The sequence below is a fragment of the Allobosea sp. RIT-PG3_2 genome, assembly GCF_057321085.1.
Map to the genome: position 1 here is coordinate 133771 of NZ_JBXWCA010000005.1, position 13034 is coordinate 146804.

Sequence of the window (13034 nt, forward strand, 5' to 3'; positions counted from 1 at the left end):
TGCACAGGGGCCGGAACCGCTGCAAAGCGGGCCGGCCCTCTCATTGTCGGTTGGGGTTATCATGAAGACCATTCTGCTCGTCACCATCCCGCGTATCCTGCTCGGGTTGCTTTTCCTCGTCAGCGCCATCGACGGCTTCTGGTGGCTGGCGACCGGGACCAATTTCATCCATCCGCCGACCAGCGAGCGCGGGCTCGCTTTCGAGGCTGCCTTGCAGAATTCGGGCTTCATCTGGCCGATGATCAAGGTGGTGAACCTCATCGGCGGCCTTAGCCTGCTGTTCAACGTGGTGCCGGCCTTCGGCCTGGCGCTGATCGCGCCGATCATGACGGTGATCGTGTTCTTCCACCTCGTGCTGAATCCGCAGGGCCTGCCGGTCGCGGCCATTCTCGTCGTGCTGGGGCTGCTGCTGGTCTGGGCCTATCGGGATCGCTACGCGGCGCTGTTCCGGTAAGCTTGCGCGTCATTCTCGGGCGAAGCGGAGCTTCGATCCGAGAATCTCGTTCAGGAAGAGGCGGTTGGTTTCCGAGATGCTCGGGTCGAGCCCGAGCAGGACGTCGCCGAGACTTTAGACCGAGAAGCCCTTCAGCCGCTCGCCGAGCAAGCCGATCCGCTCGGCGGCGACATTGGCGATGGCGATGCGCAGGTGGTTCTCCTGCCCGGGGCCGAAATAGGGACCGGGCAGGGCGAGCACGCCGCGCTCCTCGACCAGCCGACGGACCACATCGGCCGCCGGTGCGCCCTCGAAGGGATGCGCGACATAGGCGAAATAGGCGCCGGCCGAGAGCACCCGCCAGTCGTTCAACGGTGCCATCGCCGCACGGAAGAGCGCGGCGCGGTCGTTGATCTCGGCGCGGTTGCGCTCGCGCCATTCGCGGATGCCGTCGATGCCCCAGGTCACAGCTGCCTGACCGGAGCGGACCGGGCTGATCTGGACGCAGTCGAGCACCTTGCCGATCTGCGCGATGACCGGCTCGCTGGCGGTAATGGCCCCGAGCCGCCAGCCCGGAACGGCATAGGCCTTGGAGAAGCTGTAGAGACCGATCACGGAATCCCGCCAGTTGCTTGCGGCAAAGACTTCGTGTGGCCCGGCAACCGTGGCCGGCAGGAAATCCCGATAGGTCTCATCGAGCACGAGCCAGATGCCGCGCCGGGCGCAGAGCGCGGCAAAGGCTGCGATGGTTTCGGGAGGATAGACAGCGCCGGTCGGGTTGTTGGGCGTGACCAGCACGATCGCGCGGGTGCGGGCGTCGATCAGCGCCTCGGCCGTCGCGACATCCGGCACGAAGCCGGCCTCCGGCGCGCAGGGCAGCGGCCGGGTCTCGACGCCGAGCATGGTCAGCGTCATCTCGTGGTTGAAGTACCAAGGCGTCGGCAGCAGGACGTTGTCGCCGGCGCGGGCGAGCGCCATCATCGTCACGACATAGGCTTGGTTGCAACCCGAGGTGATGGCGACCTCGCCGGGCGTGAAAGAAGCGCCGTAAATCCGCGATATCTCGGCCGCATAGGCCTCGCGCAGGCTGGCGTCGCCGGTGATGCCGCCATAGCGCGTGGCGGAGGGATCGGCGGCGGCTTCCGCGAGCTTGTCGAGCAGCTCCTGCGGCGGTGGCGAACCGGGCACCGCCTGCGAAAGATCGATCAGCGGGCCGAAGCGGCCGTCATAGGCTCGCGCCCAGCCCTGCGCCTCCGGGATCGGCGGCGTGCCGGTGTCGATGAGGTCGGGGTTGAGCGGGGCGTGGGTGGTCGTCGACATGGTTCGTCTGCTTTGCGGCGCGCATCGGTTTCCGTCAATCGCCTTGGAAGCGTCGCAGGTCCGGTCCATATCTGGAAGGCTTCCAGTTCAACCACGGGGCCGGCCCATGCAGGACGAGACCGAGGACGCGATCGCCGAGCTCCATGCGATGCTCCAGCGAGCCGACAGCATCGTCAGCTTCACCGGCGCGGGCATCTCGACGGAATCGGGCGTGCCGGATTTCCGTACGCCCGGCTCGCCCTGGATGGTCAACAAGCCGATCCCCTTCGAGGCCTTCGTAAAGAGCCCGGAGGCGCGGATCGAAGCCTGGCGCCGCAAGTTCGCGATGGACGACCATTATCGCGATGCGCGACCGAACATCGGTCACCAGGCGCTCGCGCGGCTGGTGACGGAGGGGCGTTCGCCCGCGATCGTCACCCAGAACATCGACGGGCTGCACCAGGCCTCGGGCGTGCCGGACGAGCAGGTGGTCGAACTGCACGGCAACGGCACCTACGCGACCTGTCTGAACTGCGGCTGGCGACACGAGCTCGACGCGATCCGCCCAGTCTTCGAGGCGACAGGAGAGCCGCCGAGCTGCATCATGTGCGCCGCGCCGGTGAAGTCGGCTACGATCTCCTTCGGCCAGGCGATGCCGCAGGAGGCGATGATGCGGGCGCAGGCGCTGGCGCTGGAGTGCGACCTGTTCATGGTCGTCGGCTCCTCGCTCGTCGTCTACCCGGCGGCGACGCTGCCGGTGATCGCCAGGCGGCAGGGGGCGAAGCTCGTCATCCTCAACCGCGAGCCGACCGAACTCGATCCCATCGCCGATCTCGTCATCCGTGCCGAGAGCGGTGTGGCGCTGGCGCCGTTGCTGGATTGACCGGGCTTAGTCGCGCGATGCGAGCGCGAGCCTGATCGCGAGACCGCCGAACACGGCGCCCATCAGCTTTTGCGGCATGCGCGCCAATGAGGGCCGGTTTGCCAGCACGCGCCCGATGCGGCTGGCGGCGAGGATGACGACGCCGTTCGCCAGCAAGCCCATCGCGTTGAGGATCGTCGCGAGGACCATGACCTGTAGCGCGATGGAGCCGGCTTCCGGCTTCAGGAACTGCGGCAGCAGCGCCAGCATGAAGAGCGCCATCTTGGGGTTGAGCAGGTTAGTCCAGAGCCCCTGCAGGAATATCCTCCGCAAGGAGACGGCCGGCACACGGCCCGGCGCGAAGAGCAGCGCCTGCGAGCGCAGGGTCGTCCAGGCGAGATAGGCGAGATAGGCTGCACCCAGCCAGCGCAGCACGTCATAGGCCGTCGGCACGAGGATGAAGAGCTGCGACAGGCCGAACGCCGCGGCGAAGGCCTGCAGATAGCTGCCGACCGCGATGCCGGCATAGGTGAGGAATCCGGCCGCCCGCCCCTGGCCGAGACTGCGCGACGCGATAAGCAGCATGTCCGGCCCCGGCGTTGCCGTGAGCACCGCCGCCGCGGCGGTGAAGAGCGCGAGCGTGGACAGATCGAGCATGGGGCCTCGGCGGGATGCATCGGGCGCTGGCGACAGGCTAGCACGCAGCCGGCGATTGGATCAGCGCTGCACGCGCAGCGGGCCGATGCGTTGATGTGGACGACCTGATGCGGGCTGTAGCCCGAAACCACAGCAGTGTTATCTTGATGGCGCGAATCAAGCGTTGCGCATGGGGGTGAGCGGTACATGTCCGACGAATTCGGTGAGAGCGGGCGGCCACCGATGGGTCCCATCCAATCACTCAATCGTGTCGTAAGGCTCGATGGGCCGAGCAGCCAAGCGACGGAAATCGCCGTCGAGGTCGCTGGCTACGTCAAATGGTTCGACGTCTCAAAGGGCTACGGCTTCGTGGTTCCCGAGTCGGGCGGCACCGATATCCTGCTGCATGTCACGATCCTGAAGCGCGATGGATTCAACACGATAGCCGAGGGTGCTCGCATCGTGCTCGAAGTGATCGATAAGGCGCGGGGCCGCCAGGCCGTGCGCGTACTCTCGATCGACACCTCGGCCGGGCGGCATCCTTCCGAAATGCCGATGGCCCGCACCAATGTCGCGGTGACGCCGACGAGCGGTCTCGAGCGCATGGTGGTGAAGTGGTTCAACCGGCTGCGCGGGTTCGGCTTCGTCTCGAAGGGTGAAGGCGCGCCGGACATCTTCGTCCATATGGAGACGCTGCGGCGCTACGGTCTCGTCGAGCTGATCCCGGGGCAGGCCGTGCTGGTGCGCTACGGGCCCGGTCCCAAGGGACTGATGGCAGCCGAGATCCGGTTGGAACAGGGCGGCCCCGCCGCTTCGCATTGACGAACGGCTAAGCATAATCGCGGGATCGGACGTTTCGCCGGCCTGCTGGCGCCGATTTTTCGGCGATTAGGCGAAGTGGCGCCGTAGCTTTTACGGTTCCTCAATTGGCACGGCTATGATGGGGCCTCTTCGGAGGCCCTCATCATTTTCCTCGTCAGCGATCACGATGGTCGGCGCCAGTCGCTGCAGCGCACGCTCTCCCTCTGGGGATCGTGCCGGCCATGCGATCTGAGCGAGCTCGCGGGCACGGGCTCTCAACCAGGCCGGCTGCTCGTCGCTGATCTCGATCTGTCGAGGCGGGAAACCATCGAAGCGGCACGTCTTGCGCTTACGCCCTATAGGCAGGCAGGAACGCCCTGCCTCTTCCTGTTGAGGGATATGTCGCCGCGCTGCCAGACGCAGGCGAATGCGCTTGGCGCGACGGCGATCCTGCCGGCCGAAACTCCGCGCGCCGTCCTGCTCGACAAGGTCGATGCGATGCTGGGTCCGGGCGCGGCGAACGCGCCCGCCGGGCTGCACCGCCGTTTCATCGCCGCCTCCGCTGCTCTCGGCGACCTGCTCGATTCCGCTGCGAGCGGCGGTCATTTGCCGGCCTCGGCGATCGACGACAGCGTCGAGGCCCTCAACCGGGCGGCCGAAGGCGGCGATCTCGACGCCTGGCTCGATCTCGTATGGCAGCATGACGATGCAACCTACCAGCATTGCCTGCTGGTCTCAGGCCTGGCTGCCGCCTTCGCACATCGCCTTGGCTTCGGCGAGGCCGACCGAAGGCTGATCACCGGCGCGGCGGTGCTGCACGATATCGGAAAGGCTCGGATCCCGCTGGATATCCTGCGCAAGCCGGGCAAGCTGAGCGCTGAAGAACACGAGATCATCCGGCAGCACCCGCGCATCGGGCACGAGATGCTGACGGCGCAGGGGGGATTTGCCCCGATGGTTCTGGCTGCGGTGCTCTCGCACCACGAATATCTCGACGGCACCGGCTATCCGCAGGGGCTGCGGGCGGGTCAGATTCCCGACCCGGTCCGGATCATCACGATCTGCGACATCTATGCCGCCCTGATCGAGCGGCGATCCTACAGGGCACCCAAACCCCCTGAAGAGGCTTATGCCATGCTGGTCGGGATGGCGGAGAAGCTCGATCTCGATCTGGTGCGGGTTTTCGGAGAGGTGATCGTGGCGGCCTCCGCAGCCAGGCTGGGCCGGCAGGCCGAAGCCACGACGGCTTCGGGCCGTCGAACCGGGACCGCCGCCTAGACGGCGAAGGAGGTTCCGCAGCCGCAGGAGCTCGTCGCGTTCGGGTTGGTGATGCGGAAGGACTGGCCGATCAGGTCGTCGACGAAGTCGATGGTGCAACCTTCGAGCAGATCGAGGGAAGTCTCGTCGATCAGCACGGTCGCGCCGTCGCGCTCGATGACGAGATCGTCCGGGGCCTGCTCGCGATCGACGTCGAAGATGTACTGGAAGCCGGAGCAGCCGCCGCCGGCGACGCTGACGCGCAGCATCGAGCCCGGTGGCTCCTTGGCCATCACCGAGAGAATCCGCTTGGCGGCGTTCGCGGTCACCGCGATGCCGCGCGGGTTGACCGCAAGATCGGTCGACATGATCAGACTCCTCGGGCAGATGCTCCTTGCACCCTGCTTGCCCGCAAAGGTAATGGCCCCGGAGCGCCTCTACAAGCACGGGGCCGCGACGGGGCAGCCATGCCGCATCCACAGAGCCCGCCTTTCGGCTTTTTTCCTGCGCCCGGCGCCGAACCCGGCGAGCGCTGGCGCGCGCCCTATGCGTGCCGTTCCAGCAGGAGCCGCGGGCGTCTCGTCGCCGAACCCGCTTCCGCGACGCGCGGCGAGTTCCAGCGCGACCGCGACCGCATCATCCACTCGACCGCCTTCCGGCGGTTGAAGCACAAGACGCAGGTCTTCGTCTCGCATGAGGGCGATCATTATCGCACGCGCCTGACCCATACGATCGAGGTGGCGCAGATCGCCCGTGCGCTCGCCCGCGCGCTCGGCCTCGACGAGGATCTGGCCGAGGCGCTGGCGCTGGCGCACGACCTCGGCCACACGCCCTTCGGCCATACCGGCGAGGATGCGCTGGAAGAGTGCATGGCCGGCTTCGGCGGGTTCGACCATAACGCGCAGACGCTGCGGATCGTGACGCGGCTGGAGCGGCGCTATGCCGATTTCGACGGGCTTAACCTGAGCTGGGAGACGCTGGAAGGGCTGGTCAAGCATAACGGCCCGCTGCTCGATGGCCATGGGCAGCCGACCGCGCGCTATGCGAAGGCCGGCATCCCGGTCGCGATTGTCGAGTACCAGCAGCGCCAGGATCTCTGGCTCGACAGCTATGCCTCGGCGGAGGCGCAGGCGGCCGCGCTGGCCGATGACATCGCCTATAACGCGCACGACATCGATGACGGCCTGCGGGCCGGGCTGTTCGGCCATGCCGAACTGCGGGCCGTGCCGTTCCTGGCGGATCTGCTGGACGAGATCGAGCGGCTGCATCCGGGGCTGGAGCGGGCGCGTGCTACCAACGAACTGGTCCGGAGGGTCATCACGCGCTTTGTCGAGGACGTGATCGGTGAATCGCAAAAGCGCCTGACGGGGCTGGCGCCTGTGGATGCCGACGCGATACGGCGGGCTGACGGGCCGGTCGTCGCCTTCTCGCCGGCGATCGAAGCCGCCGACCGCGACATCAAGGGCTTCCTCTATCCCAACATGTACCGCCATCCGCGCATCGCGCCGATCCGCAAGCAGGCCGCGCAGGTGGTGCGGGACCTGTTCGCGCGCTTCAGCGCCGACCCTGACGCGATGCCGGCGGAATGGGCGGCAGGCTGCGACCCCCTCGACGAGCACCGTCGTGCGCGGCGGATCGCCGACTATATCGCCGGCATGACCGACTGGTACGCGCTGGACGAGCACCGGCGCCTGTTTGACGCCACCCCCTCGCTGCGATAGGGCCGGGCGGCTTTCCTTCCGCAACCGTGGCCGCAATGAACCTGTTCGAGATCTATTCCGCCCGTCTTCACGCCGCGCTTTCGGCTCTGGCCGAGCGAGGAGCGATCCCGGCCGGCCTCAATCTCGCGCGCGTCGTGGTCGAGCCGACCAAGGACCCGGCCCATGGCGATCTCGCCACCAATGCGGCGATGGTGCTGGCCAAGGATGCCGGCACGAACCCGCGCGCACTGGCGACGCTGCTGGTCGAGGAGCTTGCGAAGGACCCGGAGATCACCAAGGCCGAGATCGCCGGCCCCGGTTTTATCAACCTGACGCTGCAGCCTGCGGTGTTCACGGCGGTGCTCAAGACAGCGATCGAAGCGGGGCTGGATTACGGCCGCGGCACGCCGAAGCCCGAGCCCAGGGTCAATGTCGAGTACGTCTCGGCCAACCCGACCGGGCCGATGCATGTCGGCCATGGCCGCGGCGCGGTGTTCGGCGATGCGCTGGCGAGCCTGCTCGCCTTCGCCGGGCATGACGTCACCCGCGAATACTACATCAACGATGCCGGCGCGCAGGTCGACGTGCTCGCCCGCTCCGCCTTCCTGCGCTACCGCGAGGCGCTGGGCGAGGATATCGGCGCCATTCCGGAAGGGCTGTATCCGGGCGATTATCTGAAGTCGGTCGGCGAGGCGCTGGCGAAGGCGCATGGCCCGGCGCTGAAGGACAAGCCGGAGGCCGAGTGGCTGACGCTGGTCCGCAAGGCCGCCATCGACGGAATGATGGCGATGATCCGCGACGATCTCGCGGCGCTCGGTGTCGTCCACGAGATCTTCTTCTCGGAGCGCTCCCTGCAGAAGATCGACGGCAACAAGGATGCGGTCGCCGAGACGATCGAGGACCTGCGCTCGCGCGACCTCGTCTATGAGGGCCGCCTGCCGCCGCCGAAGGGCCAGAAGGACGAGGATTGGGAAGATCGCGAGCAGACGCTGTTCCGCGCCACCGCGTTCGGCGACGATGTCGACCGGCCGCTGCTGAAGTCCGACGGCAGCTACACCTATTTTGCCAACGACATCGCCTATCACCGCTCCAAGTTCGTCCGCGGCTTCCCCGAGATGATCGACGTCTGGGGCGCCGACCATGGCGGCTATGTCAAGCGCATGCAGGCGGCGGTGAAGGCCGTGACCAACGGGCACGGCGCGCTCGACGTCAAGCTCTGCCAGCTCGTGCGGCTGCTGCGCAATGGCGAGCAGGTGCGCATGTCCAAGCGCTCCGGCGATTTCGTGACGCTGCGCGAAGTCATCGACGAGGTCGGCCGCGACGCAGTGCGCTTCATGATGATCTTCCGCAAGAACGACGCGACCTTGGACTTCGATCTTGCGAAGGTGGTCGAGCAGTCGAAGGACAACCCGGTCTTCTACGTCCAGTATGCGCATGCGCGCTGCGCCTCGATCTTCCGGCAGGCGCGCGAGGTCTATCCCGATCTCGACGTTACGCCGGAGGCCCTGGCCCAGGCCGACCTCTCGATCCTGACCGACGAGGCCGAGGTCGGCATCGTCAAGTCGCTCGCGGCCTATCCGCGAATCATCGAAGCCGCGGCGGCGGCGCATGAGCCGCACCGCGTGGCATTCTTCGTGCACGAACTGGCGAGCGCTTTCCACTCCTTGTGGAACAAGGGCAAAGACTCGCCGCAATTACGGTTCGTTAATCAAACTGATCGAAAGTCGACCTTGGCAAGATTGGCGTTTGTGCATGCAGTGCGCAGCGTCCTTGCTTCCGGTCTGGCTGTCGCCGGAGTTGCGGCGCCGGAAGAGATGCGCTGACGGACGCTTTCCGGCGGCGCGCACAAGGTCAGGTTGACCGCGCGGGTTATCGCTTTCTCCGTAGGGGAGGCGGCTTGTGCTGGAATGGATCGTACCATGAGTGAGCCCGCTAGGAATCGTTTCGCGCTCGATCTCGAAGATCTTGAGCGCCAGCTTCGTGGAGCCGGGCAGGCGCCGCGTCCCGGCCAGTCGCCCGATCCGCTGGCGGAGCTGACCCGCATCGTCGGCCAGGACGATCCGCTGAAGGACATCTTCGCCGAGCGCCGCGCGCAAGCACCGCGTCCGGCGATGCGTCACGAGCCGAGCTTCGAGGTCGTGCCGCAGGCGCCGGCCCCGCTCGCCCCCGAGCCGGCCGCTCCGCCGGCCGAGCTGCGCGGCGCGCTCGACGAGTTCGAGGCTCTGCTCCGCCGCACGGAGCCGAAGCGCCCCGAGGCCGCTCCGGTTGTGCAGCAGCAAGCCTACATCGCGCCGCAGTACGACGATTTCGATCAGCCCGAGCCCGTGCCTTATGCGCGGCCGGTGCCGATGCAGGGCGCTGCGCCGGTCCGCGACCTCGACGAGGAAGCCCGGGCGCATGCGATGCCGGCCGCCTATGACGATGAGCCTGCCCATCATCAGTATGCGCAGGCCCAGTACGGCGCCCCGGTCCATGAATATGCCGAGGACGACCTGCCGGATCTGGAGCCGCGCCGCTCGCGCAAGGGGCTCTGGGCTGCTGCGGCCGTCATCGCCGTCGGCCTCATCGGTGTCGGCGCGACCTTCGCGTTGCGCGGCGGCGGTTCCGCGGCCAACAACGGCCAGCCGCCGGTGATCGCGGCCGATCGCGGCCCGGTCAAGGTCGAGCCGGCCAATCCCGGCGGAGCCGAGATCCCCAACCAGAACAAGCAGATCTACGAGCGCAGTGCCGAGGCCCCGCAGGGCCAGAGCAAGATGGTCAACAACGAGGAGCAGCCGGTCGACGTCCAGCAGGCTGCCCGCTCGATGCCGCCCCGCGTCGTCATGCCGGGGCCCGGCTCCGCCCTGGCGGCTGCCCCGACTGCACCCGATCGCAGCATCACGCCGGCCGAGCCCGGCCTGACCCCGATGCCGCCGGTTCCGGGGCTCGGCGAGCCGCGCAGGGTCCGCACGGTCGCGATCCGCCCCGACGGCACGCCGGCCGGGAACCCCGTGGCGGTCGACCAACCGATCGCGACCGGCTCGGCGCCGACCCGTTCGATCGGCAACGCGCCTTCGAGCACGCTGCCCGCGGCACAGCGCCCGACCACGGCGGCAGCACCCGCCGCTCCGGCCGCCCCCAAGGTCCAGGAGCGCGCGACGACACCGCCGGCCGCGACGACACCGGCCACTCCGCTGCGGCTCGCCAGCGCGGCCCCGGCACCTGCCGCTGCCCCGCCTGCTCCGGCGACGGCAGCCATCCGGGCCGGCACGGGCGACTTCGTGGTCCAGCTCGGCGCGCCGGGCAGCGAGTCCGAAGCGCGTGCGACCTTCGCGGCGCTCCAGCGCAAATATCCGCAGCAGCTGGGCGGGCAGGCGCCGATCGTTCGCAAGACCGATCTGGCTGGCGGCAAGACCGTCTATCGCCTGCGCGTCGGCCCTTATTCCCGCGAGGATGCCTCCTCGATGTGCACGGCGCTGCAGGCTGCCGGCGGACAGTGCTTCATCGCGAAGAACTGACGCCGCGCGAAACGACTTGGAAAAAGGGCGGCGGCATCCGGCAGGGTGCCGCCGTTCTGCTTTGAATCCGACGCATGGCACGATGCGGGGCCGTGCTTGTTTCGCCGGCCGGCCCATGCGAGTAGCCTCCCAACAACAGAAGCCGCTCCGCTCGTCGGGCGCTCGTCTTAAAGCTGGAGGTTACCCATGGATCGCCGTCGTTTCGTCAAGGTCGCGGGCGCTGGCGTGGCCGGCAGCGCGGCCATCGCCGCCCCCGCTATCGCCCAGTCACAGCCCAAGGTCTCCTGGCGCCTGACCTCGAGCTATCCGAAGAGCCTCGACACGCTCTACGGCATCTCGACCCATGTCGCGAAGCGCGTGGCCGAAGCCACCGACAACAATTTCCAGATCCAGGTTTTCGCGCCGGGTGAGATCGTGCCGGCGCTGCAGGCGCTCGATGCCGTGCAGAACGGCACCGTGGAGTGCAGCCACACGCTCGCGAGCTTCTATATCGGCAAGGACCCGGCCTTCGCGTTCGAGACCTCGCTGCCCTTCGGCTTCAACGCCCGCCAGCAGAACGCCTGGCTCTATCAGGGCGGCGGCCTCGAACTCTGCCGCGCCTTCATGAAGGGCTACAACGTCTACACCATCCCGTCGGGCAACACCGGCGCGCAGATGGGCGGCTGGTTCCGCAAGGAGATCAAGTCGCTGGAGGATTTGAAGGGCCTGAAGTTCCGCATCGCCGGCCTCGGCGGGCGGATCATGGCGCGCCTCGGCGTCGTGCCGCAGACCATCGGCGGCGCCGACATCTACCCGGCGCTTGAGCGCGGCACGCTCGATGCCGTCGAGTTCTCCGGCCCCTATGACGACGAGAAGCTCGGCTTCGTGAAGGTCGCGAAGTATTACTACTATCCGGGCTTCTGGGAGGGGAACGCCAATGTCAGCTTCCTCGCCAACCAGGACAAGTGGAACGAGCTGCCCGCATCCTACAGGGCGATCGTCGAAGCGGCCTGCGCCGAGGCCAACGCGCTCTGCCTCGCGAAATACGACCATCACAATCCCGATGCGCTGATTCGCCTGGCCGGCACCGGCGCCGAGCTGCGGCCCTTCCCGCAGGAGGTGATGGCGGCGGCGTTCAAGGAAGCCTATGCGATGTATGGCGAGCTCGCGGCCAGCAACCCGAACTTCAAGACCTTCTACGATTCCTTCCTGCCGTACTGGAAGAAGGAGCAGCTCTGGTTCCGCATCGCCGAGCTGCCGTTCGACGCGTTCAACGCGCAGAACTACCAGCAGGTGAAGTGAGGGCGCGCTTCCGTCCCATCACATGTCGTCCCGGGCGACCGCAGGTCGACCCGGGTTTCATGCCTGAACTTTCGTCGGGAGCGCTCCGGCATGGATCCCGGATCGGCGCCGCCGAAGGCGGCTTGTCCGGGATGACGGGGATGATGCGAAGGCCGTGCTCGACCGCGCCATTGCCTTGCGGCGCATCGACGTTATCCGAAAACCGCATTCCCCTTTTCGGGCCGATGCCCTAACCCGGTGCCATGACCTCGCGCGCCTTCATCGCCGGCTGTCTCGGCACGAGCCTCACCCCGGATGAGCGGGCCTTCTTCCGCGACGCCCGGCCCTGGGGCTTCATCCTGTTCAGGCGCAACACGCAGACGCCCGAGCAAGTCGCGGCGCTGACGGCGGAAATGCGCGAGACCGTGGGCTGGCACGCCCCGATCCTGATCGACCAGGAGGGCGGGCGCGTGCAGCGCATGGCACCGCCGAACTGGCCGAAATACCCGCCGGCGCGCGCCTTCCTCGCCATCAACGACCCCATCCGCCAGCGTGAGATCGTCCGGCTCTCGGCGCGCCTGATGGCGCACGACCTGAAAAGCGTCGGCATCGATGTCGACTGCCTGCCGGTGCTCGACGTGCCGGTCGCCGGCAGCCACGATGTGATCGGCGACCGCGCCTATGCCCATGACCCCGACCAGGTCGCTCGGCTAGGCCGGGCGGCTGCGGAGGGGCTGATCGCCGGCGGCGTGCTGCCGGTCGTCAAGCACATGCCCGGCCATGGCCGGGCGCGGGCCGACAGCCACCACGACCTGCCGGTCGTCGATGCGACGCTCGACGAACTCAGGGCGCATGATTTCCGCCCGTTCCGGCACCTCGCCGACATGCCGCTCGCGATGACGGCGCATGTGGTGTTCACGGCGCTCGACCCGAAGCATGCGGCCACGGTTTCGCGGACAATCGTGCGCGAGATCATGCGCGGCGAGATCGGCTTCGACGGGCTGATCATGACCGACGACATCTCGATGAAGGCGCTTTCAGGCTCGTTCGAGGCCAAGGCCCGAGCCGCCATCCGCGCCGGCGTCGACGTGGTCCTGCACTGCCACGGCATCATGGACGAGATGGTCGCGATCGCGGGCGCCGTCCCGGAGATGACCGGGGCACGGGCGCGCCGCGCCGCAGCCGCGCTCGGGCGCATCCGGCACGAGCCGGAGCCGGTCGACCTGGCGGCCGCGCGTGCGGAGCTGGTCAGCGCCCTTGCGCTGGACGCCTGAACGGCGGAACCTGCA

General features: G+C 67.7%; 12 protein-coding genes. 9 read left to right on the top strand and 3 right to left on the bottom strand.

Annotated elements, in window-relative coordinates; genetic code table 11:
* Window positions 1-61: 61 nt before the first annotated feature.
* The gene (locus tag AC2FAN_RS16360; RefSeq protein ID WP_476805703.1) at window positions 62-454 is read left to right on the top strand and encodes a hypothetical protein; all 393 of its coding nucleotides are present in this window, start codon (window positions 62-64) and stop codon (window positions 452-454) included.
* A gap of 114 nt (window positions 455-568) precedes the next feature.
* Here the strand turns inward: AC2FAN_RS16360 and AC2FAN_RS16365 are convergent, their stop codons facing one another.
* Window positions 569-1753 carry an aminotransferase gene (locus AC2FAN_RS16365; RefSeq protein WP_485175388.1) on the bottom strand — a complete coding sequence of 395 codons (1185 nt, stop codon included), beginning with the start codon at window positions 1751-1753 and terminating at the stop codon, window positions 569-571.
* Window positions 1754-1859: 106 nt separating this feature from the next.
* Between AC2FAN_RS16365 and AC2FAN_RS16370 the strand changes: the two genes are divergently transcribed.
* Window positions 1860-2615 carry an SIR2 family NAD-dependent protein deacylase gene (locus AC2FAN_RS16370; RefSeq protein ID WP_485175390.1) on the top strand — a complete coding sequence of 252 codons (756 nt, stop codon included), beginning with the start codon at window positions 1860-1862 and terminating at the stop codon, window positions 2613-2615.
* Window positions 2616-2621: 6 nt separating this feature from the next.
* Here the strand turns inward: AC2FAN_RS16370 and AC2FAN_RS16375 are convergent, their stop codons facing one another.
* Window positions 2622-3251 (bottom strand): LysE family translocator, encoded by a 630-nt coding sequence (locus AC2FAN_RS16375; RefSeq protein ID WP_485175392.1) that lies wholly within the window; start codon window positions 3249-3251, stop codon window positions 2622-2624.
* A 186-nt stretch (window positions 3252-3437) separates the two neighbouring features.
* On the opposite strand from AC2FAN_RS16375, the gene AC2FAN_RS16380 reads away from it, so the two are divergent.
* Both AC2FAN_RS16380 and AC2FAN_RS16385 read left to right on the top strand, forming a co-directional pair.
* Window positions 3438-4052, top strand: coding sequence for a cold-shock protein (locus AC2FAN_RS16380; RefSeq protein ID WP_485175394.1), 615 nt, complete (start codon window positions 3438-3440; stop codon window positions 4050-4052).
* A gap of 378 nt (window positions 4053-4430) precedes the next feature.
* On the top strand, window positions 4431-5309 hold the full coding sequence (locus AC2FAN_RS16385) for an HD-GYP domain-containing protein (protein WP_485175396.1): 879 nt from the start codon (window positions 4431-4433) through the stop codon (window positions 5307-5309).
* On the opposite strand, the gene AC2FAN_RS16390 is transcribed toward AC2FAN_RS16385, so the two are convergent.
* The gene (locus tag AC2FAN_RS16390; protein WP_265053693.1) at window positions 5306-5656 is read right to left on the bottom strand and encodes a HesB/IscA family protein; all 351 of its coding nucleotides are present in this window, start codon (window positions 5654-5656) and stop codon (window positions 5306-5308) included. The two genes, AC2FAN_RS16385 and AC2FAN_RS16390, sit on opposite strands and share 4 nt — an antisense overlap.
* 99 nt (window positions 5657-5755) lie before the next feature.
* Here AC2FAN_RS16390 and AC2FAN_RS16395 point away from each other — a divergent pair, with 99 nt between their 5' ends.
* The 5 genes from AC2FAN_RS16395 to nagZ all read left to right on the top strand — a co-directional run bounded on the left by AC2FAN_RS16395 (window position 5756) and on the right by nagZ (window position 13019).
* Window positions 5756-7009, top strand: coding sequence for a deoxyguanosinetriphosphate triphosphohydrolase (locus AC2FAN_RS16395; protein WP_485175398.1), 1254 nt, complete (start codon window positions 5756-5758; stop codon window positions 7007-7009).
* Window positions 7010-7044: 35 nt separating this feature from the next.
* On the top strand, window positions 7045-8811 hold the full coding sequence (gene argS, locus AC2FAN_RS16400; protein ID WP_485175400.1) for an arginine--tRNA ligase: 1767 nt from the start codon (window positions 7045-7047) through the stop codon (window positions 8809-8811).
* Between the two features lie 96 nt (window positions 8812-8907).
* On the top strand, window positions 8908-10485 hold the full coding sequence (locus AC2FAN_RS16405; RefSeq protein WP_485175402.1) for an SPOR domain-containing protein: 1578 nt from the start codon (window positions 8908-8910) through the stop codon (window positions 10483-10485).
* Between the two features lie 186 nt (window positions 10486-10671).
* The gene (locus AC2FAN_RS16410; protein WP_265053689.1) at window positions 10672-11766 is read left to right on the top strand and encodes a TRAP transporter substrate-binding protein; all 1095 of its coding nucleotides are present in this window, start codon (window positions 10672-10674) and stop codon (window positions 11764-11766) included.
* A 242-nt stretch (window positions 11767-12008) separates the two neighbouring features.
* Entirely contained in the window at window positions 12009-13019 is a 1011-nt protein-coding gene (nagZ, locus tag AC2FAN_RS16415) for a beta-N-acetylhexosaminidase (RefSeq protein ID WP_476805693.1), read from the top strand.
* Window positions 13020-13034: the final 15 nt, after the last annotated feature.